Genomic DNA, 25,389 nt, shown 5'->3' with positions numbered 1-25,389 from the left:
TCAACGGTGCCAGAAATATCTTTCTTAAGTGTTTGACAAGGTAGCTTGAACCTTAGCCATAACAGCGAGTGTTGCGCTCGTTGCGGATTTAATCAAGAGCAGATCTCTGAATTACTGCTATTCTCAACCCTTCAGTTTTGCACAGGCATTCCATTTCGGTCTGCCGCAACAATAAAAACAAAAGTACAGAAAGAAGGGAGTGTTTATGCTGCGGTTAGCTGTTGTTCAAACCCGCGCCAAAACCGGGCTGGATGCACCTGCCGTATCGGTTGAAGTTCATTTGTCGGCAGGTCTGCCAGCCCTGAATATGGTGGGTCTGCCGGAAGCCGCTGTTCGCGAGAGCAAAGACAGGGTAAGGAGCGCAATCCTCAACAGTGGTTTTGAGTTTCCTGTTTCCCGTATTACTGTCAATCTGGCACCTGCGGACCTTCCTAAAGAAGGCGGTCGTTTTGATCTGCCCATCGCCCTGGGCATCCTTGCGGCATCAGGTCAACTCAAGCCTGAGTCGCTGGCAGGTTATGAGTTTCTTGGTGAACTGGCCCTGTCTGGCGAACTGAGACCGATCACAGGCTCACTGCCAGCATCTATAGCCTGCAGTCAATCGTCTCACACACTGATGCTTCCCCAGCTGAATGCACAGGCGGCAGCCCTTTGCCCTGATGCAAAAGTGTTGGGTGCAGACAACCTGCTCAGAGTCTACGCTCATCTCACCGGTAATGAACATCTGTCAGAAGCCACCTGCAACAGGAATGAATGCCCTGTTGATTACCCCGACCTGCTGGATGTAAAAGGCCAGCAACAGGCTAAACGAGGGTTAATGACAGCAGCCGCTGGTGCTCACCATCTGATTTTCTACGGTCCTCCGGGTACCGGTAAAACCATGTTGGCCAGTCGCTTGCCGGGGATTCTTCCCGAGATGAATGATCATGAGGCTCTGGAAGTAGCCGCCATACATACTTTGTCTTCCTACAACCAGCCGCCGTCATGGAAACAGCGCCCCTTTCGCAACCCTCACCATACGGCCTCTGCCGTCGCTCTGGTGGGTGGCGGCAGCCAACCCCGACCGGGAGAGATTTCCTTTGCACACAACGGTGTCCTGTTTCTGGATGAACTGCCGGAATTTCAAAAAGTGGCCCTGGAAGTGCTGAGAGAACCCCTGGAAACAAGGGAAGTGGTTATTTCCCGCGCCAAAGGTCAGGCCAGTTTCCCGGCAGGCTTTCAGTTAATTGCCGCCATGAACCCCTGCCCCTGCGGATACCTTGGAGACCCACAGAAAGCCTGCCAATGTTCTGCTGAGCAAGTCAGACGCTATAAACGAAAAATATCAGGCCCATTACTGGATCGCATAGACTTGCAAATAGAGGTCTCCAGTCAGAAAACGGAGCGACTTTTTGAAAGCCGGTCCGAAGATGAAAACCTCTCAACTGAAAAAATCCGTCAGCAGGTGATTGAGGCAAGATCTATCCAGCAATGCAGGCAGGGGAAACCCAACGCACGGCTGTCTGCCAGTGAGATGAATGAATACTGTTCGCTGAATAAAAAAGAACAGAATTTCATGACCCGACTTTGTGACAAATTGGGTTACTCGGCCAGAGCCGTACACCGAATATTGAGAGTGGCCAGAACTCTGGCCGATATCGATAAGGAAAAAGATATTCAACAAAAACATCTTGCTGAAGCAGTGCATTACAGAAAGCTGGATCGTGAGTCAGGTTAGCCTCCCGGTTTTAGAGCAGGTCCATCATCTTCAAGAAACTTGATGGTGTCGAGCTATGTAAAAAGTGGCCCTGAAGGTCAGTACGGCCTGATTTTCCAGGTCGTACTGCTTCAGCATTTTACCCTCTGGTTCAGAGAACTTGTTGACACCTCAGCGACATCAATGCCCCTGCCAGTACATGCTTTCTGAAACCGCTTTAATTAATTGACTGATGTCTTCTGGATAGACTTCCCCGATGTTGCCGATTCTAAAACAGTCGGCATCAGACACTTTACCGGGATAAATGACAAAACCTTTCCCTTTCAGCTGCTCATAAAAGCGGAGGAATTCATAATCGGGATGCTCTGGAGAGTAAAAAGAAGTAATAAACGGAGAGTGTAGCTTATTGTCTAACAGGCATCTGAAGCCCAGTTCATTCATACCCTGGACGAGCAAACGCTGATTGGTGGAGTAACGCTTGTGACGGGCAGCAATCCCGCCCTCTTCATTCAGCTCAGCCAGAGCTTGATGAAAAGCCCTCACGGTGTGAGTGGGAGAAGTAAAGCGCCACTTGCCATGATTTTTTTCCATGCACTGCCACTGATCATAGAGATCCAGAGACAGGGAGCGGGCCAGCCCTTTGCATTGGGATAAAAGAGTGCGACGGGCTATGACAAAGCCAAAACCGGGAACACCCTGAATACACTTGTTGGCAGAGCTGATCAGAAAATCAATGCCCAGCCCGGCAAGATCAATCGGGACACCGCCAAAACTGCTCATGGCATCCACAATCAGAATGCATTCATGTTTCTTCACCACAGGTGCTATGACTTCAATAGGATTCAACATGCCTGTTGTGGTTTCACAATGAACAATGGCGACATGGGTGATGGCTTTATCTTCAAACAGTATCTGTTCGATTTTTTCAGGTGTCGGAGGACTGATCTCGCCACAATTCAGAACGCTATGAGGAATCTTGAGATACTCGGCAATCTCGGCGATGCGGGCACCGTAAGCCCCGTTATTAATAACCAGTAGCTTGCCTTCATCAGAGATCACTGACCCGATCGTTGCTTCTACCGAAGCAGTGCCACTGCCCTGCATGAGGACGGCAGTATAATCCTCAGTACCCGAGGCCAGCTTTATCAGTTGACTGCGGATCTCTTCCACCACGCCAAGGTTGTAATCATCATCCCAGGTGCACCAGTCTCGCAGCATCGCTTCACGAACACTGGCCGAGGTAGAGAGAGGCCCGGGAGTCAGCAGAAGATAGGGGTTTTCCAGACTCTTTTCTTTCACAGTTGACACTTCTTTTGTAGGCATGGCTTTCATGAGACACCTGTAGAAACATAAACTTCAATCTTCTGGTATATACCAATTTGCATAAAATCATGACGGGGTCACTTTTTTCTGTAAATAGCCAATGGACATTCTTCACAAAAACTTCACATTCCAGTCTGAAAACCCCGGATAAAGAAGACCCAGACCTCAGTGAAACGAATATTTAATTGTCATAACAGCGATCATTTAATTGTCATAAATACGGCTTAGTATGGTATATACCAGTTGAGAATCCATTGACCCTGAGAGAACAGTATTTATGGGACAGGGAAAAAATCAGTATCAAATCATCCGTACAGCCCTGCATGAGCAGATTGAAAGTGGTGCATTGAAACCTGGAAGCAAGCTGCCCTCGGAGCGACTGCTGAGTGAAAAATTCAGCACCACCCGCATTACACTCAGAGAGTCATTGTCATCACTTGAAGCCGACGGACTGGTCTATCGCGAAGATCGCAGAGGCTGGTTTGTTTCACCAGAAAGAGTGACCTACGACCCCACAGTGAATGCTAACTTTCACACCATCGTCACACATCAGGGCAGAGTGCCTGGTACCCGGATGCTCCATGCCGATTTGGTGCCAGCCCCCACCAGAGTTCAGAAGCTGCTTCAGATTCCAGCTCTGACCCCGGTGTATCGACTGCAACGCCTTCGTTCAGTGGATGGGCGGAATGTCCTGTATGTAGAAAATTACATGAACCCTGCCTACTTCCCGGATCTGCTTCAGCACGACCTGTCCCGATCACTGTCTGATATCTATCAGGAACATTACAACCGACGTTATGCCCGTGTCAGCTTCAGGTTGTATCCTGTCGGTCTGAATGCCGAGGCTTCTTCTCATCTCAAGGTCACCACTGGCAGTTCTGGCTTACTGGTTGAGCGTACAAACTACGATCAGTCGAATCTATTGATTGACTGTGACTTCGAGTATTGGCGACAGGATGCAGTGGTTATTGCAGCCAACACCACTATAAACCCTATGGCTTGAGAGCTACAAATACCATCTGGTGTCCACGGCACGAGCAATCTATTAATGAGCGTTCATAAACTTTTAATTTCCAGATCTAACCACTGAAAAGAGGTCACAATGAGCAAAATTCAACTCGCCGTTTTTGATATGGCCGGTACCACGGTCAATGAGGACAACGTCGTTTACAAAACGGTTCATAAGAGTCTTGTCGACGCTGGCTACGACTTCACCCTGGATGAAGTCCTTGAGCACGGTGCAGGCAAAGAAAAACATCAGGCCATAAAAGATACTCTGTCGTCCAAAGGCTTCGACCACTCGGACTCGGAAAAAATCTTCCAGTCCTTTAAAAAACAACTGACACAAGCTTATGCGGAACTGGCAGTGACCTCATTCGACGGCGTGCCCGAGCTTTTGAAGGAGCTGCGGGCAAGAGGCATCAGGGTTGCACTTAATACCGGCTATAGCCATCAGGTAGCAACAGGCCTGCTGAAAAAGATGAACTGGATGCCCGGAGTCGAATTCGATGCTCTGGTTACAGCGGATGATGTTACAAACGGCAGACCTGCACCCGACATGATTGAACTGGCCATGGAGAAAACCGGCGTTCACGACAGTTCACAAGTGCTTAAAGCGGGTGATTCTGCCATTGATATTGAGGAAGGAAAAAATGCCCACTGTGGTATCACCGTTGGTGTGACCACCGGAGCCCAGAGCCGGGAGCAACTGGCAAGAGCCGCGCCAACGCTAGTGCTCGATAGCTTAACCGAGATTCTCAAACACATTTAAACGCTCGTCACCCACCTGCTATCCCCGGCTGGGTGACTCCATAGTCTCGCCTCTCCAATTAAAAATGTCACAGAGACGCAAAAGATCTGTAATATTTTAGTCACCTCCTTCTCGTAGAATTCTGTCATCCCTTCTGGTATTGACCAGAATAAAATGATTGTCTGACTGGAGAGACCCATGAAAAAGCATCTGACAGCCCTGACCCTTGCAGTCACTTCGATTTTCAGCGCCTCATCTTTTGCCGCATCTCCTGTGGAGTTGACGGTTTATACTGCTTTTGAGACTGACCTTCTGAATCGCTACAAAAAAGCCTTTGAGCAGGAAAACCCGGATGTCAGCATCAAATGGGTACGGGACTCTACCGGCATCATGACGGCTAAACTGCTGGCAGAAAAAAATAACAGCAGGGCAGACGTCGTATGGGGTCTGGCCGGTTCCAGCATGGCACTGCTGAAGGATGCAGGCGTGCTGGACACATACACGCCTAAAGGTCTGGATGAAATCAAGGCACAGCTGGTTGATCCTGAAGCCGCCAAAGCCTGGTTTGGCAATCAGGCTTACTTCAACGTGATTTGCTACAACGAAGCAGTAGCCAAAGCCAAAAATCTGCCCAAACCTCAATCCTGGCAAGACCTGCTTGATCCGGTCTATCAGGGTCAGATTGCCATGCCTAATCCGGCCTCTTCCGGTACTGGCTATATGCAGGTTTCCGCCTGGCTACAAAGCATGGGCCAAGACAAGGGCTGGGCCTATATGGATAAGCTCAACAACAACATGGCCCAATACACTCACTCAGGCTCCAAGCCCTGCGTTCAGGCTGCCATGGGTGAAGTGGCTATTGGTATTTCCATGGCCGTTCGCGGGGCCCAACTGAAAAGTCAGGGCGCACCACTGGACCTGATTCTTCCCAAAGGCGGCATTGGCTGGGATGTGGAGTCAGTTGGTTTGGTGGCAGGCACCGACCAGGCTGCAGCTGCGAAAAAACTGATCGACTGGTCTCTCAGCCAGCAGGCCAATGAACAATATGTTGAGGCTTACCCCGTTGTGGGCCACAAAGACGTCAGTAAAAAAGTGCCCAACTATCCAGATGTTGAAAGCGCCATGGTGGATATGGACTTTGGTGAAATGGCCAGTGAGCGTGAGACTGTGCTCGCTGAGTGGTCCAAGCGTTTCGACCATATGTCTGAACCCAAATCTTGATGTCTCACCGGCAATAATGCAGAAAGCGCCGTTTATTCCCCAATGGGAATAAGCGGCTTTTCAGGTTTAGAGCTTTAGGAAGTTAACGCTATGCAACCCTTTCTCACCATCGAAAGCCTGGGGAAAAGCTTTGGCGATTTTACCGCCCTCAAAGAAATTTCCCTGTCCGTAAACAAAGGTGAATTCATCTGTTTTCTCGGCCCTTCTGGCTGCGGAAAGACAACACTACTGAGAATGATTGCCGGACTGGAAGCCTGTCACCAGGGAGAGATCTGGCAGGATGGCACCCGCATAACATCACTTCCACCTGAACAAAGAGACTTTGGCATTGTCTTTCAATCCTATGCCCTGTTCCCCAACCTGAGTGTCGCAGAGAATATTGGTTTCGGTTTGAAAAACCAGGGTCAATCCAAACGAGAAGTCGAAAAGCGTGTTAACGAATGGCTAGACATTATCGGTCTGCCGGATTCCGGCCCCAAATTTCCTTCTCAGCTATCTGGCGGCCAACAACAGCGTGTAGCACTGGCCAGAGCTCTGGCACTCTCCCCGGGACTGTTACTGCTTGATGAGCCTCTCTCTGCCCTGGATGCCAAAGTCAGAATCAGATTGCGGGAAACAATCTGTAAGCTGCAAAGAAAACTGGGCATTACCACCATCATGGTGACTCATGACCAGGAAGAAGCCATGGCCATGGCTGATCGCATTGTGGTGATGAATCACGGACACATTGAACAGACAGGCACGCCTGAAGATATTTATAAACACCCGGCTTCTCGCTTCGTTGCTGAATTTGTCGGTGCCATGAACTTTCTGGAAGGTGATACCAACAGCAACAACCAGATCCTGCTGGCCAATCAGACGCTCTCTTTGCCAGTGGCTGAATCAACAGCGAGAAAAGTCATTCTTGGAATACGTCCGGAAGACCTGAGCTTTAGTGAAGGCCAGTCTGCACTGCCAGTCAGTGTCGAAAATCTGGAGTTTCAGGGTTCCTTCGTTCGTGCAGAATGCAGTCCTGTGGGCTGGGGCACTGAGCGGCTGATTAAAGTCGATGTACCTATCCACCAGCTGGCCGCTCTGGAGCTTGAACCGGGAAGCCTGAACCAATTGTCCCTGAGTGAAAAACATATCCATGTCTTCCCCGCAGTATGATGAGTCCGCTTTGACTATGAGTATCTCTACACACACCCCGGCGGACGCACACTCTCCAGCACTGAGCCGGAAATCTCTGCTGCCAGCCATCGGCAAGGATCAATGGGTTCTTGGATTGGTCATCGCAGCGGTTGTTCTATATCTGATCATTACACTGTTACTGCCACTTCTGTCGATGCTGGCAAGAAGTGTTCAGGACAGCGATGGGGCTTTTATTGGTCTGAATTACTTTGCTGAGTATCTTGGCAACCCGGCTCTCAGCCAGTCCATTGGCAATACGCTGAAAGCGGGTGCCATTGTTACGACAATAGTTGTTAGCTTGTCATTCCTGTTTGCCTACGGACTGACACGGACGCAGATGCCTCTCAAACCACTTTTCAAGGTATTGGGCATGTTACCCATACTGGCGCCCTCCTTGCTGCCTGCCATTAGTATGATTTATCTGTTTGGCAATCAGGGGGTAGCTGTAGACCTGCTATTCGGTCATTCTATTTACGGCCTGCCCGGTATTGTTATGGGTCTGGCTTTCTGGACCTTTCCCCATGCCCTGTTGATTCTTACGACCGCGCTTTCGACCTCCGACGCCAGACTCTATGAAGCAGCACGTTCCATGGGGACTTCTCCGTTCAGAACCTTCACAACAATCACTCTTCCAGCGGCCAAATTTGGTTTGATCAGCACAGTCACTGTTGTTTTCACTCTGGTCGTCACCGACTTTGGTGTCCCGAAAGTGATTGGCGGCCAATATAACGTACTGGCCACCGATATCTACAAACAGGTCGCCGGTCAGCAGAACTTTGCCATGGGTGCCGTCATCAGTGTGCTTTTGCTGATACCGGCGCTATTAGCGTTTGTCATTGATCACAGAGTTCAGAAAAAACAGAAAGAATTGTTTGGCGCTCGTTCTGTCAATTTTGAGCCTGAGCGAAACCCTGTGAAGGATGGCCTTTTTTTCCTGCTTTGCAGCCTGATCTCTCTGGCCATTCTGGCCGTGGTGGGCATGGCGATTTATGGCTCACTGGTCACTTTCTGGCCCTGGAACATGGCGCTGTCCTGGAACAATTATCACTTTGAAAAGTTCAGTGCCAATGGCTGGGAGCCCTACCTCAACTCTCTGGAAATGGCGTTCTACACAGCTATTGCCGGAACCCTGATTATTTTCATTACGGCTTACAATGTGGAAAAAAGTAAGTTGCCACCCATTCTGAAACACTTTATCCACATTATGGCCATGTTACCGATGGCAGTACCCGGTATGGTGCTGGGCCTGGGTTATATCTTCTTCTTTAACCAAGCCGGTAATCCATTGGGAATACTCTACGGAACCATGGCGATTCTGGTCATCAATACCACAGCCCACTACTTCACCGTGGGGCACCTGACGGCATTGACCGCCCTGAAGAAGTTACCCGCTGAGATCGAACAGGTAGCCGCATCGCTCAAAATTCCTCAGTACAAAGCCTTCCTTAAAGTATCCCTGCCGGTCTGCACACCTGCTCTGCTGGATATAGCGATCTACCTTTTCGTCAATGCCCTGACCACCACATCGGCTGTCGTTTTCCTATATTCCACCGATACGATGTTGGCTTCCGTTTCTGTAATGAATATGGAAGATGCCGGACAAACAGGCCCGGCCGCAGCCATGGCCGTTTTGATTTTGGCAACCGCAGCCTGCGTTAAAATAGGTCATATGACTTTGGGTAAGCTGCTATTGAACAGAACCCAGAAATGGAAACGCTCCTGAAGCAATGTCAAGTAAGCTTAAGCCCCTTCAAGTCCGGCCAGATTTCTGGTCGGCTATTTATCCCGGAACATTCATCAAGCCGCTTTGGTTACTCCAAAACCGGTGATTCAGTTTGCAACGCTTCCTGCATCATACCTATATCCTCAGCAACATCATTATCAGGTTCGGAAAAAAAAGCGATATGAAACACAGCCTCACCTTCCTGAACAAGAGGAATGTTCTGTTTACCAATAATGATGCCTGCCTGTGCGGCTTTGACCAGAGCAATGATTTCACCAAACGGGCTTCCAATAGTAGCTAACGGGGTTCCTTTATCAACTTGATCGCCCAGTTTTTTAAGTGAGTTGAAAATACCGCTGGCATTAGCTCTGACCCATGAACTTTTGTTAGCTATATAAGGTGTGAAGGATTTTACCTTGCGCCTCAATCTGACCATCCCCAGCTTAGCCAGAACATTGATAACGCCGTTAACTCCCGCACGTATACTGACTTCATCAAACCTTAAGGCTTCTCCAGCTTCATATAGCAGTATACGTGTATTATGCTCTTCAGCTGACTGCCGAAGGGACTGGTCGCGAATATTGGCATTCAATAAAACGGGTACCCCGAACGCTTTTGCCAGGCTCAGAGTTTCTGTGTCCATTAAATTGGCACGAATCTGAGGCAGATTTGAGCGATGTATAGCCCCTGTGTGAAGGTCTATACCGCATTCACAAAGGCTGACTATTTCTGTCAGGAACATGTGCGCTAACCGGCTCGCAAGTGAGCCTTTCGGGGAACCGGGAAAGCTTCTGTTTAAGTCTCGACGATCCGGGAGATACCGGCTTTGATAAAGCACCCCATAAACATTAACCATGGGCACAAGAATTAACGTACCCGCAGTCACTTTAAATGTCTTCAAATTGATGAGCCGGCGAATAATCTCAATACCGTTCAGCTCATCGCCGTGAATGGCTGCGGACACAAAGACCTTTGGACCAGGTTTTCTAGTGTGTATGACATGTACAGGCACCGAAAAATCCGTATCGGTATATAGCTTTGCAACCTCCAGACGAACTTGCCTGGTCTGCCCGGCCTTAATCACACAACCACCAATACTGATATCTGGTACTAACATCGTTGCTACCTTTAGCCTTTTCCACGAGTTCGGGTTGATTTCGTTGTTTTGCTTTCAATAAATTCGTAGATCATGCCAGCAACATTTTTTCCAGTTGCTTTTTCAATACCTTCCAAACCCGGAGAGGAGTTAACTTCCATAACCACTGGGCCATTGTCAGATTGTAAAAGGTCGACACCGCAGACGTTCAGTCCCATGACTTTTGCGGCATTAGCTGCAGTTGCTCTCTCCTCTTTTGACAAACGGACGAGTGTGGCTGTTCCGCCGCGATGCAGGTTTGAGCGAAACTCTCCATCTGCTGCTTGTCGCTTTATAGCTGCTACAACTTTGCTACCAATCACAAAACAACGGAGATCTGCACCGCCTGCTTCTTTAATAAACTCCTGTACTAATATATTCGCTTTTAACCCCATAAAAGCTTCAATGATTGCTTCTGCCTCTCTCTGAGTAGATGCCAGAACTACACCGATACCATGAGTACCCTCCAGTAATTTTACTACGACTGGTGCTCCGCCTACGTTCTTGATGAGATCCTTTACATTTTCGGGCTTACTGGCAAAACCTGTTCTTGGTAATCCAATATCTTTTCGTGACAACAGTTGTAAAGAACGTAATTTATCGCGTGAGCGGGTAATGGCAACAGATTCATTCACACAGAAAGTGCCCATCATTTCAAACTGCCTGACGATGGCCGTGCCATAAAATGTAATGGAAGCTCCAATTCTTGGTATGACAGCATCGTAGTAAGGAAGCGACTCACCGCCACAACGAACAGTGGGGCGACTGCGTGTTACATCCATATAGCAATGGAGTGTGTCAATAACATCAACTTCATGACCTCGTTCTTCACCCGCTTCTTTCAGGCGACGAGTTGAGTACAATTTGGGGTTACGAGACAGTACTGCAATTTTCATATTGACTCCAGTCCACTTCAAGAGAGAAGCCCGAAGGAATAAGAACCCTTAATCTAGTCCAAATATGCATGAGCACTTACGTATGGTTTTTACCTTAATCGCTGAGTGTTTCAAAGATGCCGGACAAACAGGCCGGGGCAGCAGCCATGACCGTTTTGATTCTGGCAACAGTGCTGCATCAAGACAGGTTCTATGACTTTGGGTAATCTGAGACTGAGCAGAACCCGGAAATAAAAATACTCCTGAAGCACACTTAAACCCTCCAAATCCGGTCGGATTTCTGGCCGACCATTCAGACACCTACGGAGTCATAGTATACGCAGACTTGGACAGCTGAAAACTTCATGTCTATAAATGACGCAGGTTTTTTGAAAATTGTATTTGAGAGCATTAATGACCATTAAGCTTTTGTGGGTAACTTTCTTCATTTTAATTTCAAATATATGTCTTGCCGGCATTGAGCAAGATCTTGAAGAAATCAAGAAAAATATGAAAATAGCTTATGAAAAAATAGAAGAGACTAAACATAAGTTAAAAAGGCCAAACCTTGTAGTGTCTGACCCTATAGCAGCTTCAGGAGGCTTTGAGTTCAGAATGTGTGGTTTCTCAAGAAATGCTCCGGAAGCAAGAGACGCTTTGCTTACAGCTCTAACCCATTTAACGGAAGTTTTAAGCCAAATAAAATTTTTTGCAGAAAGCTATCCTGAGCTTGAACAAGCTGAAACACTATTAAATCTTCATTCCGCTGCGCAGCATCCACTAGAACATGCTTTATCAGTGAGTCATGTGCTAATTGGATTACCTTACGCTCCTGAAATAACGAATCAGCTTCAGGAAGTTGAAAATTTAGCAGAAAAAATCAACTCGGAACTGAGCAGAATTTAGCTTCAGAGGCTCTGTGGGGGACAATTTCGAGACAAAGCTTGATATGAAAGGGTGAATCAGCCTTTCACCACCCCTGTCAGGAATACATAGACTCGTAAAAAATGCCCATCTCGCCGTTGGGTTCTGGCGGGAATTTTTTCTGGTCTGGAAATAAACGACTCTGCTTTTTCAGTTCCTGCCTGATTCTGTGCCGGATAGCAGCATAGACCATCAGACGTTGATGTACCTGAATGTCTGTTTATTTCTTTGACAACAGATTTCAGGTAAATATCAACCGGGGTGGTGAAAGGCAGATAAAGGCTCTGCCTTAAACCGCAATCACTCCACCGTCACAGACTTGGCCAGGTTACGAGGCTGATCAACATCCGTTCCCTTGATAATGGCCACGTAGTAGGACAACAGTTGCAGAGGGATGGTGTAGAGAATGGGGGCGACGACTTCCGGCGCTGTTTCTACAGGTAATACCTTAATGCCGTCGCCGGCCACCAGACGGGCGTATCGGTCTGCAAAGACAAACAGCTGTCCGCCTCTGGCGCGAACTTCTTCCATATTGGATTTCAGCTTTTCTAAAAGATCGTTGTTGGGTGCCACCACAATCACGGGCATATCGCTATCAATCAGAGCCAATGGACCGTGTTTCAATTCACCTGCCGCGTAGGCTTCGGCGTGAATGTAGGAGATTTCCTTCAGCTTTAGCGCACCTTCCATGGCAATTGGGTATTGGGTACCGCGACCTAAGAAAAGGCTATGATGCTTGTCAGCAAAATCTTCAGCGACTGCTTCAATCTCATTGCTCATTTCCAGCGTACTGCTGATGATATGGGGCAGCTCTCTCAGGGCTTTTACTACTTCGGATTCCTGCTCTTCGGTCATTCCGGTGTGGCGACCAATGGCTGTTACCAGCATCAACAACGCAGTCAGTTGAGTCGTGAAGGCTTTGGTTGACGCGACACCGATCTCGGCTCCAGCCCGGGTCATCAAAGCAATATCAGACTCTCTAACCATGGAAGATCCCGGAACATTACAAATGCTCAGGGAAGCCATGTAACCCATTTCTTTAGCCAGCTTCAGAGCTGCCAGAGTGTCTGCTGTTTCGCCTGACTGGGAAATAGTGACGAACAGGCAGTCCTCAGGCACAAAGAATTTGCGATAGCGAAACTCTGAGGCAATTTCTATACGACACGGGATTCCGGCCAGCTCCTCAAACCAGTAGCGGGCCACCATACCGGCATGATAACTGGTCCCACAGGCAACAATCTGGATGGCTTTGGTTTTATTGAGAAGCTCGATACCGTTTTTACCCAGAATATCCAGGTTCAGCTTTGTCTCACCCAAACGGCCTTCCAGCGTGTTGGCAATGGCATCGGGTTGTTCATGAATTTCTTTGAGCATGAAGTGACGGTATGGCCCCTTGTCTCCGGCATCGTGCTCAACGTCACTTTCTCTGGCGGCACGGGTCACACTTTTACCATCGACATCAAAGACAGACACCGTTGTCCGGGTCACTTCAGCCACATCACCTTCTTCCATGAACATGAACCGACGGGTCACCGGAAACAGCGCCAACTGATCGGAGGCAATGAAGTTTTCACCCAGTCCCAGACCTATGACCAGTGGACTGCCAGAACGCGCAACCACCAGCCGCTCGGGATCTTTGCGATCCATAACGACCATACCATAGGCGCCTTCCAGCCGGGGCACAGCCGCCTGAACAGCAGCGATCAGACTGTCAGCACTTTTCAATTCGTGGCTGACCAGGTGGGCAATAACTTCTGTGTCTGTGTCAGAAGCAAAGGCGTAGCCCTCCTGCTCCAGATAGTTTCTCAGCAACTCGTGGTTCTCAATAATACCGTTATGAACCACGGCGATATCTTCACCGGAGACGTGGGGGTGAGCGTTGCGTTCGTTGGGCTCACCATGGGTCGCCCAGCGAGTATGGGCAATACCGGTTCCACCAGGCACCTGAGACTTGTTGATCGCTTCACTCAATTCGGAGACTTTTCCGGTTCTGCGAAGTCGCTGAAGTTCACCATTGGTACTAACAATGGCGACACCTGCAGAGTCATAGCCGCGATACTCCAGACGACGTAAACCTTCTAACAGAATGGGCGCCACATCCCTCTGCGCTACAGCACCGACAATGCCACACATAATTTTCTACCTTTGATTTGTGTTCTGCCTGATATTCAGTTCTTTTTGGTGGGACGCTGCCAGCCGTCAATGTTTCTCTGACGACTCCGGGCTACCCCCAGCTGGTCTTCGTCCAGGCTCCGGGTAATCACTGAGCCCGCTGCAGTGGTGGCCCCTTTTCCTACAGTCACCGGTGCAACCAGTGAACTGTTGGTGCCTATGAAGGCATTATTTTCAATCACGGTTTTGTGCTTGTTAACTCCATCATAGTTACAGGTCACAGTACCCGCCCCGACATTGACACCCGTGCCTATTTCAGCGTCGCCTATATAGGTCAGATGATTAACCTTGCTTCCCTCACCGATGGACGCCTTCTTGATTTCAACAAAGTTGCCCACCTTGGCATTTTCTGCCATCTGAGTACCCGGACGCAGTCGTGCGAATGGGCCCACTTCACAGTGAGCGGAGACTTCTGCATCTTCAAGAATCGAGTGCGCCTTGATGACAGCCCCCTCGCCAATTCTGGAATTGCGAATGATACAACCGGCCTCAATGACCACGTTATCAGCAATCTCGACATCGCCTTCCAGAATCACGTTGACATCCAGCAGGATATCTCTGCCGGTTTTGATATCACCGCGAATATCCAGGCGGGCCGGATCAATAATGGTGACACCGCTGGTCATCATCGCAGTAGCCAGCTGTTGCTGGAAGGCCCGCTCCAGTTCTGTGAGCTGAACCCGACTGTTTACCCCTTCAACCTCGGTAGCCTTTTGCGGTTGAACGTGAACTACGGGTGTCTCTTCAGACACGGCTTTAGACACGACATCCGTCAGATAATATTCCTGCTGGGCATTGTTGTTATCCAGCCCCATGACCCATTCACTCAGCTTGCTGCCGGGAATGGCCATGATACCGGTGTTCACTTCATTGATAGCCAGTTGTTCAGGCGTCGCGTCTTTATCTTCAACAATAGCCTGAACGCTGCCAATATCATCCCTGACAATACGACCATAGCCTGATGGGTTAGCCAGATTGATAGTCAACAGACCCAGACGCTCACCGTTACTGGCTGCCAGCAGAGATTGCAGGGTTGAGGAATGTATTAAGGGTACATCGCCGTAGAGCACCAGCACGACATCGGCATCTTTACAGCCGGGAATCACCTGCTGAACAGCATGGCCTGTCCCGAGCTGCTCAGTCTGCTCAACCCAGTTCAGGTGGTAGTGCCCCAGGGCATTTTTTACCTTGTCTGCACCGTGGCCAATTACGACATGGATTTCACCCTTGCCAATCACTTGCTGGGTTTGCAGGGCACTGAGAATGACATGCTCCAGCATCGGCTTGCCGGCAATGGGGTGAAGAACTTTGGGAAGGTTGGATTTCATACGGCTGCCCTGACCAGCAGCAAGAATGACGATATCAGCTCTCATGGTTAGCTCTTGAAAATGGTCTCTTGATCATTCAGATTTCTCTGTGTTGCCTGCCAGGAAAAAACAAAAGCAAGGAACCATGGCAAAACGACACGGTTTACCGCCCCCGGAAAAATCTTTGAACCTCTTGGTCTGAGCTCATTGGTTTTCAATGACCTCATGAAGACAGCAGACAGGGCATTTAACAGCAGGAAACATCAGAAACAAGTGCCGCTTTCCTTACAACCCATGTCATAAGAAAAGATGACACTTTTCTACAGTATTGAATTTAGCTTATCCTATACAGATTGAAACACAACTGTGTTTGTCATTGGAAAATTGACAATATGAACCTGGATACTTTGAAACAGCTTGGGCTCGACCAGAAGGAAATCAAGCTTTATCTGGCCCTGTTAAAGCAGGGAACCGCCTCTATTCGTGATATTGCGGCTGAAGCCGATATTAATCGCGGAACCACTTATGAGACTCTGAAAGGCCTCGCGGGTAAAGGTATTGTCAGTTACTTTCCGAAAGGAAAAAGACGGGTTTTCTGTGCAGAGCCTCCTGAAAAGCTTTTGGATCTGGCAGAAGAGAAAAAACAGTCTCTGGAACAGAGTATTGAGGAGATGAAACAAAAGCTGATCCCGCAACTGAATCAATTAAAACCTGACTTCAATACCGGCAACGTCCGCTTTTATGAGGGAGACAGCGGCATCGAGTTCGTTCTTAAGGATATTCTGAGCACTGTCGCCAAAAAGGATGACAAAAACTACTCCATTTTCTCATCCAAACCGATCCGGCAGCATCTGTATCGGCCCTTTCCGAACTATACCCAGCAGCGCATCCGCAAGGGTATTAATGTCCGGGTTATCGCTATTGGTGAAGGCGGTGAGGATGCTGAACTTTCTGAGCGCAAATGGATCAATGCCACGGGTAGAATTGATGCCAGCTATATCGCAATTTATCCGCCAAAAGTCGCCATGATCTCGCTGGCATCCATGGATTACCCCGTTGCTGTTGTGATCGATTCCATTGAAATCGCCCGCACTCAGCAAATCATCTTTGATACGCTTTGGAACACTTTGTAAAGGCATGGCAAGTCATGAATACATGACATCTCTGGATCATTTTCTCATCAGCAATTGAGCTCTAATGCGGTAGTTTCACAAGTGGTTAGTCCGCCTGACAGTCATGTCAGTGAACTCCATCACCCCATCTGAAATAATCCTTCCGACACTAACGAAACCCTGCTCAGAGAGTGGGGCCGATCTATCTCAAGGAGGAATCAATATGGCATCAATAGGATTAAGAGATTGTATGACGGTGGCTTTTAAGGCGGCATGCATTACTGCATCCAGGCTCGTAGCTGTGCCCGGAGGAGTCGCTGGCTATGTTGGGGGACGTACTGTTGGCGCCGTGGGTGGTGCTGTTATTGTTGGTGGTGCGAAGCTCTCCAATAAGTTGTTCAATACAGACTATAAGCCCAGGTCCATCAATGAATACTCTATTAGTGCCGCTGGCAGCGCTGCTAACTGGGGTGCTTTGACTTCTTCGATCATGATCCCTGCTTACACGGCCCCACTACTGGGCGTACCGATTATTTTGGGTAAGGTTTTCGAGTTTGAGTATACGATTAGTGTAATGATGGAGAATTATGACAAAGAGGCTGACAAAGAGAATCTTTTACAGATTTCACCAGACAGCTTTAATAAATTAGAGCCTTCGACGATGGAGTCAAACCCTGGTTGACATTTAATAACCCATCAGCAGCCGCCCGGTTATTGATGGGTTTTTATAGACGTCTCAGGACTGCCTTTTAGATACAATCGGACGCGTCAGTTTATTGTAATGTGTCTTACACTCTACGGATGCGTGCAGTATCTTGAGCCGACGGGTTCTTTGCCAAGTCTCCGATACAGGCACAACAACATACAGGCTCTTGGAGAAGCACTGTTTTGACGAAACTATCCCATCTCTGGACTGATTTCAGAACGGATCCCCTCGGGGCTATCCGTGACTGGCAGAATGCCAGAACCACCTGGCTAATCATGCTGCTGAGCGCTGTTTTTCTGGAGTCAGTGGCCTTTTATTTTCAGTACGTTATGTATCTGGACCCCTGTGAACTCTGTGTTTATCAGCGTCTGGCGGTGTTGCTGATTGGTGTTGCGGCTCTTATTATGCTGGTGGCACCGCGAAACAAATTGGTAAGAGGTCTTGGATACGTCATCTGGATTGCCGGTGCTGCCTATGGGTTGGATGCTGCGATCAAAATGCTGGATTACTACTCTTCCGAAGATCTGTTCATGTCCTGCAAGGCTCTGCCTACCTTCCCGCTTGATCTGCCGCTGTACGAGTGGTGGCCTCAAATGTTCCTGCCTTCCGGTTTCTGCGGGCAGGACGGCTGGCATTTCCTTGGCATGAATATGGCGCATTGGATGACGCTTATATTTGGTGTTTACATAGTGGCTTATATGCTCTGCCTGATCAGTCTGTTCAGGAAATCAAAGTAATCGAGCAAGCACACCGTCGGGCGCCCGGGAGTATGTGTTCCAGGCGCCCAATCCTTGCCATTCCCTCATAGAGTTCTTCAGACAATTCTAATTCTGACCGGCAGATGTCAAAAGCCTCCCGGCTACGGACTGATTGCTCAAGCTGATTGAACATTGAGCTTTTCAGTCAACCAGCAGAGATAATCATCAATGGTTTCGTCCAGCTCATTAGGTAAATGGTGCCGGGCATCTTCGAGATAATAAACACTGGGTCGGGTATAAAGCTTCTCAAGTACAGGAATGTTGTGTTTGGCATCGACTGTTCGGTCGAATGTACCCTGAAGAATGAGTGGGCTGACCGGTGATTTTATCTTGCTGGACTCAATACGCTTGATCCAGCGATCCATCGCCAGCACCCATTGTATGGGCAGAATGTCGGAAGACAAAGGATCGTTATGAGACAACTCCAGAAACGATTTTTTTCTGGAATTCCGGGTGTAATTTCTGGGCAACCGTGAAATGAACAGTTTCGCCAATTGCAGCTGCAATCGTCCCAGTGTCCACTTCCAGGGCCTGACCAGTGGAGCGGATAAAATGACCTGTTGGAATGGGCTGGCCTTGTGATGAGCTTCCCGGTTATTCAGACAATCTGTCAGGATCGCACACCCTGTGCTCTGGCCAAAAGCATGCCAGGGCCTCGGCAGGTTACCTCCACAGAGGCTCAATATGTCTTCAAGAATCAGCGTGTAGACAGAAAAATCCGGGATGGTGGCGGGCTTACCGCTGGAGAGCCCGTGTCCGGGCAGGTCATAGGCCAGAACATTGAAGCCCTGTTCCAGGAGAAATCGGATGATTCGGTCGAAAAGCCCAACATGGTCGTAGTAACCGTGAAGAAGAAAAAAAGTGCCTCTGGAATCGGACTTCTCGAACAGATGACAGGCTACCTTGTAGTTGCAGCTGTCGATTGACCCCATAAAGTGGCGAACATCAGCTAACTTGGTTCCAAAATTGATACCATAGAAATCAAAGTATTCTTTGAAGTCCGGGTTCTGGTCGGCGTGTGAGCCCCGGGTTTCCAGGGGAAACACCAGAGGCTTGATCTGTTCCTTGAGGTTTTCAGGATTCAGCATAGGGGACTCTGTTCGTGAGTTGGGCTCAAGGCTCTCTTTTATCCTGAACGGCTTAGGGCCCTTCATCAGGCTTTTTCCAGATCCTCAAGCCTGACTTCCATTTCTTTCTCGGAAACGACTTCACAGACCGTCTCGCCTTGGGTATTTCTCTGCTTTCTGATGTATTGCACCAGAATCAGACCCCGTCTGGAACCGAGGTCAGCCATAAACGTCATCTCCAGTTGCTGATAGAGAGGATGGTTCATGATCACCTTGTCGCCTTTGTTGAAGCCAACAGCTTTGTTTGAGCCGGTGCCTTTACCTTCTGCATGGCTACTGAGTGTTTCGACAATTAACCGGATATCCTTGATCACTTCGTGACCGTTGGGGATAGGTTTTGGCAGTAGAGCCTGCACGTCCTGCTCCTTACTTTTGCCCAGGCGGCCATCCTTATGGAGCTGGCGGTTGATCCGGTTGAAGTAGACGATCTCGCTGACGCCACGGGTAGAACGGATCTTGTGATAGCGATCCAGATCCTTGAAATCCAGATAAAGAAACACATAGCCGGGAAAGAGCATCTCTTCCTTCAACAGGCCTTTGGTTCGAACCTTTACAACCGGGCAGTACGCATCAAAACCCTGGATTTCCAGGTTTTCCCAGGCTCTCTGCTCTTGGCGAGGTCTGGTTTTAAGCAGGTACCATCCCTCTTGCAAGCACTCTTGACTCTGCATACATATTCCCTGAATGCTTTTCTGCTGTGTAGAACAAAAGTACAAATCACCAGATGTCAGACTTTTCAAGGTTTACATCAGTAACGGCTATTGAACTGAATGGTCTACGATCTGAGCAGCTTTATCGCAATTTCTATTCAAAGTGCCTCATTATAATTCTCATGGTCGAACTATGCACCGCTTAAAATCCAGAGTCCCATATTTAACCAGACGATAACCAGAGCGGCTTTGGGGTAGCGTGACTCGCATTTGTGGAGAGACACTGCGGGACTGGGGACAAGGCTTGAATCCTCTTTTTTGGCAGGTGCTCTTTGATAACCATTGAACCCAATGAATCTCTGCGTTTCATCGGAGAGAAGGTATTCGACCAGAGTTTTGGCGGCGGCCTCATGCTCGGTAGCCTTGAGGATGACCAGCTCCTGAAGCAGTGGTGTGTAAAGTGACTGCGGGACTAGAGTTACACTCACTGGGAAAAGAATGCTATTGAAGTCGACTTCTTTCACCTGGGAAAAAGGCGCAAAACCAGCATCGGAAGAATTTTTTATATCGCTCCATGTTTCCCTGACATGCTCATTGTAAGAGAGCCTATCCTGATCTCTGATTATTCGGTAAAGATAATATTTTTGAAGGACGGACTTAGCGGCGTGCCGGTAGGGTGCACCTTCCCGGTCTGCAATGTGAATTGTTGGAGGGTTGTTATCTATAAGGTAGGTTTTTATGTCGTTGGGTTTTAACGGGCTCCGCTGACCGTGCCAGAATGCCAGCAAACCCTGGGCATAGATCTTCCTGGAATTTGCTAAAATCTTATCCATTTGTTCCAGTTTTGCCGTCTTTAAATTGTCAGCAGATAGAAACAGATCAAACTTCTGAGTGTTGTCACTAACCCGGTACCTCAGGTCTTGAGAACTGCCATAGTACAGTTCCAGGGTGTGACCATACCGTGACTGGAACTGCCCTTTCAGGCTTTCCAGAACATGTTGAAAGCTCGCTGCCACAGCAACCTTGATAGTGTCAGCGTCTGATAGGGGAGTAATGGTGAGTAGGCATCCAAAAATGAAAGTCAGAATCGGCAGGTCAGGAATGGCTTTCAATTTAGAGAAAGATTTTGGGTATCTTACAAAACGTGGGTGTCTAACAAAACGTAAGTGAAACAAGATTTTTCTCCACAACCCATTGAGCGAATTACAGAGCTTAGTTTAGGTTCCAGGAGGCTGACTGAGAATAGACTGCCCCACGCGGCAATTGCTCCAGCATTGCTCTAGCTCCTGCGCCCATGCAGCGGCAGCAAACTGGTCTGAAAATCCGCCTTTGTTCGTCAAATAGCTCGCTATTTTCCTCACAAAACCGAATTTTCGTCCTCAATTTTCTGCCGTCCTCGCTACGGGGTCGCCAAGACGGGGTCGCCTGGATGGGCGCTATTCTCTATTTTATTGACAGGCTTCTTCCAGCATCGCCACAGCCGGGAGCTTCTTGCCTTCTACAAACTCCAGGAAGGCACCGCCGCCCGTAGAAATGTAAGATACTCGGTCTTTAATTCCGTACTTGTCGATTGCGGCCAGAGTATCACCTCCACCGGCGATAGAGAAAGCGTCAGACTCGGCAATAGCCAGAGACATGGAGCGAGTGCCTTCACCAAATTGGTCAAATTCAAAGACACCCACAGGGCCATTCCAAAGAATGGTTTTAGAGGACTTCAGAACTTCATTGAACAGTTTCCGGGTTTGGGGGCCTACGTCTAAGATCATGTCGTCGTCTTCTACTTCTGATACCCGTTTAACGACAGCGGTTTCATTTTCATCAAATTTCTTACCGCAGATTACATCTACAGGCATAGGTACGTTAACCTTTTCCATCAGTGCCCTGGCATTGGGGATCAGATCTTCTTCGTAAAGGGATTTACCGACATTGTGACCGGCAGCAGCGAGAAAGGTGTTGGCGATACCGCCGCCCACGATCAACTGATCGCAGACGTCAGACAGGGATTCCAACACCGTCAGTTTGGTGGAAACTTTGGAACCACCGACGATGGCACACATAGGACGCTCAGGATTTCCCAGCGCTTTACCCAGTGCCTCCAGCTCACCCGCCAGCAACGGGCCTGCACAGGCAATTTCAGCAAATTTACCCACGCCGTGAGTCGATGCCTGAGCACGGTGAGCGGTACCGAATGCATCCATTACATAGACATCGCACAGGGCTGCCATTTTTTTAGACAGTGCTTCGTCGTCCTTCTTTTCACCCTTATTGAAACGTACGTTCTCAAGAATGACCAGTTCACCGTCGGCAACGTCAAAACCACCGTCAACCCAGTCTTTGATCAGGCGTACTTCTCTGCCCAACAACTCGCCAATGTAGTCCGCAACGGGTCTTAGGGAGAACTGCTCGTCGTACTCACCTTCAGTCGGGCGACCCAGATGTGAGGTTGCCATGACTTTGGCACCGGATTCCAGAGCGCGCTTAATGGTGGGCAGAGAAGCGAGGATTCGTGCATCGCTGGTGACTTTGCCGTCTTTGACTGGAACGTTGAGGTCTTCACGGATCAGGACCCGTTTGCCAGTCAGATTCAGGTCGGTCATTTTCAATACGTTCATCAGGGTCTCTCCCTATGCACGGGTTCAATAAAGTTCGACTGCTGTCAGGAAGAGACAGCAGTGCCAAGGGGTAGAATTGGCATGGACAATAGCACAAAAAAATCACACCCGGTACGTACTCTTGGCCAGATATGACGTCAACCAACAGGGTTTTCAGGCGTTGACGCAGGGCAAAAAAAACTCCATTGAAATATCATTGATCAACAGAGTTGGAAGGAAGGTATAACAGAATTGAACAGGTCTCACGAGGGCTGCTTAAAGCAGCCCCTCAGCAGAGTTTTACTGATTACAGACCCGCCGCGGCTCTCAGGATGTCAGCCTTATCGGTGCGTTCCCAGGAAAATGCTTCCTCTTCACGACCGAAGTGACCGTATGCTGCAGTAGCCTGATAAATTGGACGCTTCAGATCCAGCATGTCGATCAGACCTTTCGGACGCAGATCGAAATACTCATGAACCAGCTCTTCAATTCTGGCATCAGCAATCTTGCCAGTGCCGAAAGTATCAATAGCGATAGACGTTGGCTCCGCGACACCAATCGCATAAGACACCTGAATCTCGCACTTGTCAGCCAGACCGGCAGCCACGACGTTTTTGGCCACGTAGCGACCTGCGTAAGCAGCGGAACGGTCAACCTTTGAAGGATCCTTGCCGGAGAAGGCTCCGCCACCGTGACGAGCCATACCACCGTAAGTATCTACAATGATTTTGCGCCCCGTTAGACCACAGTCACCCACTGGGCCACCAATCACGAAAATACCGGTTGGGTTGATGTGGTAACGGGTGTCTTCATGAAGCCATTGTGCAGGCAGAACCGGCTTGATGACTTTTTCCAGAATTTCTTTTTGCAGCTCTTCCTGAGAGATGTCAGGATGGTGCTGTGTTGAGAGAACCACGGCATCCACACTCTGCACTTTGCCTTCGCTGTCGTAACGCATCGTGACCTGGCTTTTGGCATCCGGACGCAACCAGGGCAGAGTACCATTTTTACGCAGCTCGGCCTGACGCTTAACCAGCTCGTGAGAATAGTAGACAGGAGCAGGCATCAGTACCGGTGTTTCATTGGTAGCGTAACCAAACATCAGGCCCTGGTCACCCGCGCCCTGTTCATGCTCGTCTGTTTCATCAACTCCGACAGCGATATCCGGAGACTGCTTGCCAATAGCATTCATAACGGCCACGCAATCACCATCAAATCCCAGGTCACCATGGTTATAACCAATGTCAGTGACCACTTTGCGAACCAGTTCTTCGATATCAACATAAGTGTCTGTACGCACTTCACCCGCTACGATCACCATGCCGGTTTTTACCATGGTTTCAACCGCGACACGGGCTTCCGGGTCATCCTTGAGGATGGCATCCAGAATAGCGTCGGAAATCTGGTCGGCAATCTTGTCCGGATGACCTTCGGAAACCGACTCGGAAGTGAATAGCGTGTAATCTGCCATCGTCGTTTTTCGCCTCTTAAAACTATTCAGTCCAGGGGTCTGAAAAACCGCCTGACCTGAATCTGAAAACCATTACGCAGCCCCAGATACTGGGACTCACCTATTTCCAGACTTGCATCCTGTGCCCAGCCATCAAGGTCTTCGACACTGAATCCAAGCCACAAATCGCCACAGGATTCCCGTACCCAATCCTGATTGTGACTGCTGAGTTCACTGACCAGCATACTGCCACCCGGCTTCAACAGTCTTGAAACCCAGGTGAAGATACCGGAAGGGGTGGCTACATGGTGTAACACCATATTAGCCACTATGCAGTCAAACTGACCCTCCAGAGCACTAAGGGCTTCTATTTCTCCATGAATAAACTGGATGTTATTCAGGTTTCGCTCTTTTACCCTTTGTTGACTGATGGCCAGCATTTCTCCGGAATTGTCCACAGCATAGACTCGCTGAAAACGCTCACTCAGCGTTGCCAGGAAATCGCCCTCTCCCGGCCCCAGCTCCATCACTTGCTGATGGTCGGGCAATTCCGTTTTTTCCAGAACGTCAGCCACACATCGGGCATAGAGGTCATGATCAGCAATGAGTTCCTGATGCTGTCGAAACTGATTCACATTGCGGGCAAAAAATGCCATGGATTGTTCAGCTCTCTGACCTCTGACCTTCAACAGGCGTCGGGTCAGGGAAGACGACAACGACAGAGTGTCGACCGCTGAAAAAAGGGAGCGCATGACATCACTGCTGATCCTTTCCTGTGGGGGCAGAGCCCGACGGTAAAAAACGGTATTACCTTCCTTGCGGGTACTCACAAGTCCAGCCTGAGAGAGAACCTTGAGATGGTGACTCATGGCAGGCTGACGCATATCGAAGAGGCTGCTGAGTTCAAGCACCCCGAAAGAGTCTGTGCTTAGTACTCTCAGGATCTCTAGCCTCAGTACATCGCCATACGCTTTTCCCAGTGCGGCAAGCTGTTCGACTGATCCTGATTCTGACACGCAAAACTCCTTACCGCTGCACCGTTGACTTCTGGCAGACGACCAGAAGAATTCTACTCCGTCTATCTAAGGCGCAAGTCTAGCAAGCAGCACAATGTATATCAAAACTTTTTGATATAGATGCTCAACATTCGGCGTGTAAACCATTGCTTTGTTTGTGTTGACCTGTTGTGTCGACTTATTACCGCCACACAGCAAATGAGTGCAAGGAATAACCCGGGATGACTTCGCTGAATTTGTTTTGATTTCCTGTTGACCCTGACTTTGCTAAACAGTATTGGCCCTCAGTGCGCCAAGCCTACTGGATGGAACATAAACGGATTGGTCGCTATCTCCGTGCTGGTGTCATGATTGATGGGCAATGCTACCCGACACGGGTGGAGGGCTGGAGAAAGACCAGTCCTTACCCGATTTTTATCGTTTTTCTCGCCATTGAGTGTTTCCCGGTCCGCCGCTTTCTGAATTTGGATTAAATCAAAAGAACCTGTCGGTCTGTGTGGAAGTTCCTTCGCGGGAATGACGACCTCCTGATTAGCAACCATCATGATGTTGATTTTGAACTTCCAGGCGAAGAAGCGCTTGAGACGTTTACGCCCGGAGTCGATCCCGTTACCGTGCCCCATAGTTTGGGCAATACGGGACAGGTTGACTGAACCCATCCGGATGAGGCCAAAAATAACCAG

General features: G+C 49.0%; 22 protein-coding genes. 10 read left to right on the top strand and 12 right to left on the bottom strand.

Translation table 11 applies throughout. The features are described from left to right. Positions 1 to 205: 205 nt before the first annotated feature. The gene (locus KDK19_RS07950) at positions 206 to 1,717 is read left to right on the top strand and encodes a YifB family Mg chelatase-like AAA ATPase (RefSeq protein WP_257255457.1); all 1,512 of its coding nucleotides are present in this window, start codon (positions 206 to 208) and stop codon (positions 1,715 to 1,717) included. 159 nt (positions 1,718 to 1,876) lie between these two features. Here the strand turns inward: KDK19_RS07950 and phnW are convergent, their stop codons facing one another. Beyond that, positions 1,877 to 3,028, bottom strand: a complete 1,152-nt coding sequence (phnW, locus tag KDK19_RS07945; protein WP_257275311.1) for a 2-aminoethylphosphonate--pyruvate transaminase — start codon at positions 3,026 to 3,028, stop codon at positions 1,877 to 1,879. 268 nt (positions 3,029 to 3,296) lie between these two features. Between phnW and phnR the strand changes: the two genes are divergently transcribed. The 5 genes from phnR (at position 3,297) to KDK19_RS07920 (ending at position 8,883) form a co-directional block, all read left to right on the top strand. Next, on the top strand, positions 3,297 to 4,022 hold the full coding sequence (gene phnR / locus KDK19_RS07940) for a phosphonate utilization transcriptional regulator PhnR (protein WP_257280984.1): 726 nt from the start codon (positions 3,297 to 3,299) through the stop codon (positions 4,020 to 4,022). 99 nt (positions 4,023 to 4,121) lie between these two features. Further along, positions 4,122 to 4,790, top strand: a complete 669-nt coding sequence (locus KDK19_RS07935) for a phosphonatase-like hydrolase (RefSeq protein WP_257254280.1) — start codon at positions 4,122 to 4,124, stop codon at positions 4,788 to 4,790. 177 nt (positions 4,791 to 4,967) lie between these two features. Then, entirely contained in the window at positions 4,968 to 5,990 is a 1,023-nt protein-coding gene (locus KDK19_RS07930; protein ID WP_257254358.1) for a putative 2-aminoethylphosphonate ABC transporter substrate-binding protein, read from the top strand. 90 nt (positions 5,991 to 6,080) lie between these two features. Next, positions 6,081 to 7,139 carry a putative 2-aminoethylphosphonate ABC transporter ATP-binding protein gene (locus tag KDK19_RS07925; RefSeq protein WP_257291696.1) on the top strand — a complete coding sequence of 353 codons (1,059 nt, stop codon included), beginning with the start codon at positions 6,081 to 6,083 and terminating at the stop codon, positions 7,137 to 7,139. A 16-nt stretch (positions 7,140 to 7,155) separates the two neighbouring features. Further along, on the top strand, positions 7,156 to 8,883 hold the full coding sequence (locus KDK19_RS07920; protein ID WP_257291695.1) for a putative 2-aminoethylphosphonate ABC transporter permease subunit: 1,728 nt from the start codon (positions 7,156 to 7,158) through the stop codon (positions 8,881 to 8,883). An 88-nt stretch (positions 8,884 to 8,971) separates the two neighbouring features. Here the strand turns inward: KDK19_RS07920 and KDK19_RS07915 are convergent, their stop codons facing one another. Continuing rightward, entirely contained in the window at positions 8,972 to 10,000 is a 1,029-nt protein-coding gene (locus KDK19_RS07915; protein ID WP_257275315.1) for a succinylglutamate desuccinylase/aspartoacylase family protein, read from the bottom strand. 11 nt (positions 10,001 to 10,011) lie between these two features. Continuing rightward, complete coding sequence (rimK, locus tag KDK19_RS07910; protein ID WP_257275316.1) at positions 10,012 to 10,914, bottom strand: 30S ribosomal protein S6--L-glutamate ligase; 903 nt, start codon at positions 10,912 to 10,914, stop codon at positions 10,012 to 10,014. Between the two features lie 393 nt (positions 10,915 to 11,307). Between rimK and KDK19_RS07905 the strand changes: the two genes are divergently transcribed. Continuing rightward, positions 11,308 to 11,799 carry a hypothetical protein gene (locus KDK19_RS07905; protein WP_257275317.1) on the top strand — a complete coding sequence of 164 codons (492 nt, stop codon included), beginning with the start codon at positions 11,308 to 11,310 and terminating at the stop codon, positions 11,797 to 11,799. A 318-nt stretch (positions 11,800 to 12,117) separates the two neighbouring features. Here KDK19_RS07905 and glmS read toward each other — a convergent pair whose 3' ends face one another. Then, the gene (gene glmS, locus KDK19_RS07900; protein WP_257291694.1) at positions 12,118 to 13,950 is read right to left on the bottom strand and encodes a glutamine--fructose-6-phosphate transaminase (isomerizing); all 1,833 of its coding nucleotides are present in this window, start codon (positions 13,948 to 13,950) and stop codon (positions 12,118 to 12,120) included. Positions 13,951 to 13,985: 35 nt separating this feature from the next. After that, a complete protein-coding gene (gene glmU / locus KDK19_RS07895) occupies positions 13,986 to 15,362 on the bottom strand; it encodes a bifunctional UDP-N-acetylglucosamine diphosphorylase/glucosamine-1-phosphate N-acetyltransferase GlmU (protein WP_257280988.1) in 1,377 nt (458 codons plus the stop codon). A gap of 326 nt (positions 15,363 to 15,688) precedes the next feature. On the opposite strand from glmU, the gene KDK19_RS07890 reads away from it, so the two are divergent. The 3 genes from KDK19_RS07890 (at position 15,689) to dsbB (ending at position 17,851) form a co-directional block, all read left to right on the top strand. Further along, positions 15,689 to 16,429 carry a TrmB family transcriptional regulator gene (locus tag KDK19_RS07890; protein WP_257280989.1) on the top strand — a complete coding sequence of 247 codons (741 nt, stop codon included), beginning with the start codon at positions 15,689 to 15,691 and terminating at the stop codon, positions 16,427 to 16,429. 202 nt (positions 16,430 to 16,631) lie between these two features. Then, on the top strand, positions 16,632 to 17,090 hold the full coding sequence (locus KDK19_RS07885) for a hypothetical protein (RefSeq protein WP_257280990.1): 459 nt from the start codon (positions 16,632 to 16,634) through the stop codon (positions 17,088 to 17,090). Between the two features lie 206 nt (positions 17,091 to 17,296). Next, on the top strand, positions 17,297 to 17,851 hold the full coding sequence (dsbB, locus tag KDK19_RS07880) for a disulfide bond formation protein DsbB (protein WP_257255580.1): 555 nt from the start codon (positions 17,297 to 17,299) through the stop codon (positions 17,849 to 17,851). A gap of 137 nt (positions 17,852 to 17,988) precedes the next feature. On the opposite strand, the gene KDK19_RS07875 is transcribed toward dsbB, so the two are convergent. From KDK19_RS07875 to KDK19_RS07845, 7 genes are all read right to left on the bottom strand, one after another. Then, positions 17,989 to 19,026 (bottom strand): alpha/beta hydrolase, encoded by a 1,038-nt coding sequence (locus tag KDK19_RS07875; protein WP_257291692.1) that lies wholly within the window; start codon positions 19,024 to 19,026, stop codon positions 17,989 to 17,991. Next, positions 19,026 to 19,670 (bottom strand): transcription termination/antitermination NusG family protein, encoded by a 645-nt coding sequence (locus KDK19_RS07870; protein ID WP_257254097.1) that lies wholly within the window; start codon positions 19,668 to 19,670, stop codon positions 19,026 to 19,028. The genes KDK19_RS07875 and KDK19_RS07870 overlap by 1 nt, the downstream gene beginning before the upstream one ends. A gap of 170 nt (positions 19,671 to 19,840) precedes the next feature. Continuing rightward, entirely contained in the window at positions 19,841 to 20,824 is a 984-nt protein-coding gene (gene modA / locus KDK19_RS07865; RefSeq protein ID WP_257254098.1) for a molybdate ABC transporter substrate-binding protein, read from the bottom strand. Between the two features lie 273 nt (positions 20,825 to 21,097). After that, positions 21,098 to 22,261, bottom strand: a complete 1,164-nt coding sequence (locus KDK19_RS07860) for a phosphoglycerate kinase (protein WP_257253737.1) — start codon at positions 22,259 to 22,261, stop codon at positions 21,098 to 21,100. Between the two features lie 286 nt (positions 22,262 to 22,547). Next, positions 22,548 to 23,711: a methionine adenosyltransferase gene (gene metK / locus KDK19_RS07855; RefSeq protein ID WP_257280992.1), complete on the bottom strand. Its 1,164-nt coding sequence runs from the start codon at positions 23,709 to 23,711 to the stop codon at positions 22,548 to 22,550. 26 nt (positions 23,712 to 23,737) lie between these two features. Next, positions 23,738 to 24,706, bottom strand: a complete 969-nt coding sequence (locus tag KDK19_RS07850; RefSeq protein ID WP_257280993.1) for a metalloregulator ArsR/SmtB family transcription factor — start codon at positions 24,704 to 24,706, stop codon at positions 23,738 to 23,740. A 284-nt stretch (positions 24,707 to 24,990) separates the two neighbouring features. Next, a partial coding sequence (locus tag KDK19_RS07845) for a hypothetical protein (protein ID WP_257291691.1) occupies positions 24,991 to 25,389 on the bottom strand: 399 nt, incomplete at its 5' end.

The sequence above is a fragment of the Endozoicomonas sp. ONNA1 genome, assembly GCF_024606325.1.
Lineage (GTDB): Bacteria > Pseudomonadota > Gammaproteobacteria > Pseudomonadales > Endozoicomonadaceae > Endozoicomonas_A.
The sequence above is the reverse complement of the archived record's forward strand: the minus strand, read 5'-3'. Positions and strand labels throughout refer to the sequence as shown.

What these genes read in the sequence shown, in the direction of transcription:
- KDK19_RS07950 (WP_257255457.1), top strand. Translation starts at nt 206, where the DNA reads ATGCTGCGGTTAGCTGTTGTTCAAACCCGCGCCAAAACCGGGCTGGAT.
- phnW (WP_257275311.1), bottom strand. Translation starts at nt 3,028, where the DNA reads ATGAAAGCCATGCCTACAAAAGAAGTGTCAACTGTGAAAGAAAAGAGT.
- phnR (WP_257280984.1), top strand. Translation starts at nt 3,297, where the DNA reads ATGGGACAGGGAAAAAATCAGTATCAAATCATCCGTACAGCCCTGCAT.
- KDK19_RS07935 (WP_257254280.1), top strand. Translation starts at nt 4,122, where the DNA reads ATGAGCAAAATTCAACTCGCCGTTTTTGATATGGCCGGTACCACGGTC.
- KDK19_RS07930 (WP_257254358.1), top strand. Translation starts at nt 4,968, where the DNA reads ATGAAAAAGCATCTGACAGCCCTGACCCTTGCAGTCACTTCGATTTTC.
- KDK19_RS07925 (WP_257291696.1), top strand. Translation starts at nt 6,081, where the DNA reads ATGCAACCCTTTCTCACCATCGAAAGCCTGGGGAAAAGCTTTGGCGAT.
- KDK19_RS07920 (WP_257291695.1), top strand. Translation starts at nt 7,156, where the DNA reads ATGAGTATCTCTACACACACCCCGGCGGACGCACACTCTCCAGCACTG.
- KDK19_RS07915 (WP_257275315.1), bottom strand. Translation starts at nt 10,000, where the DNA reads ATGTTAGTACCAGATATCAGTATTGGTGGTTGTGTGATTAAGGCCGGG.
- rimK (WP_257275316.1), bottom strand. Translation starts at nt 10,914, where the DNA reads ATGAAAATTGCAGTACTGTCTCGTAACCCCAAATTGTACTCAACTCGT.
- KDK19_RS07905 (WP_257275317.1), top strand. Translation starts at nt 11,308, where the DNA reads ATGACCATTAAGCTTTTGTGGGTAACTTTCTTCATTTTAATTTCAAAT.
- glmS (WP_257291694.1), bottom strand. Translation starts at nt 13,950, where the DNA reads ATGTGTGGCATTGTCGGTGCTGTAGCGCAGAGGGATGTGGCGCCCATT.
- glmU (WP_257280988.1), bottom strand. Translation starts at nt 15,362, where the DNA reads ATGAGAGCTGATATCGTCATTCTTGCTGCTGGTCAGGGCAGCCGTATG.
- KDK19_RS07890 (WP_257280989.1), top strand. Translation starts at nt 15,689, where the DNA reads ATGAACCTGGATACTTTGAAACAGCTTGGGCTCGACCAGAAGGAAATC.
- KDK19_RS07885 (WP_257280990.1), top strand. Translation starts at nt 16,632, where the DNA reads ATGGCATCAATAGGATTAAGAGATTGTATGACGGTGGCTTTTAAGGCG.
- KDK19_RS07875 (WP_257291692.1), bottom strand. Translation starts at nt 19,026, where the DNA reads ATGAAGGGCCCTAAGCCGTTCAGGATAAAAGAGAGCCTTGAGCCCAAC.
- KDK19_RS07870 (WP_257254097.1), bottom strand. Translation starts at nt 19,670, where the DNA reads ATGCAGAGTCAAGAGTGCTTGCAAGAGGGATGGTACCTGCTTAAAACC.
- KDK19_RS07860 (WP_257253737.1), bottom strand. Translation starts at nt 22,261, where the DNA reads ATGAACGTATTGAAAATGACCGACCTGAATCTGACTGGCAAACGGGTC.
- metK (WP_257280992.1), bottom strand. Translation starts at nt 23,711, where the DNA reads ATGGCAGATTACACGCTATTCACTTCCGAGTCGGTTTCCGAAGGTCAT.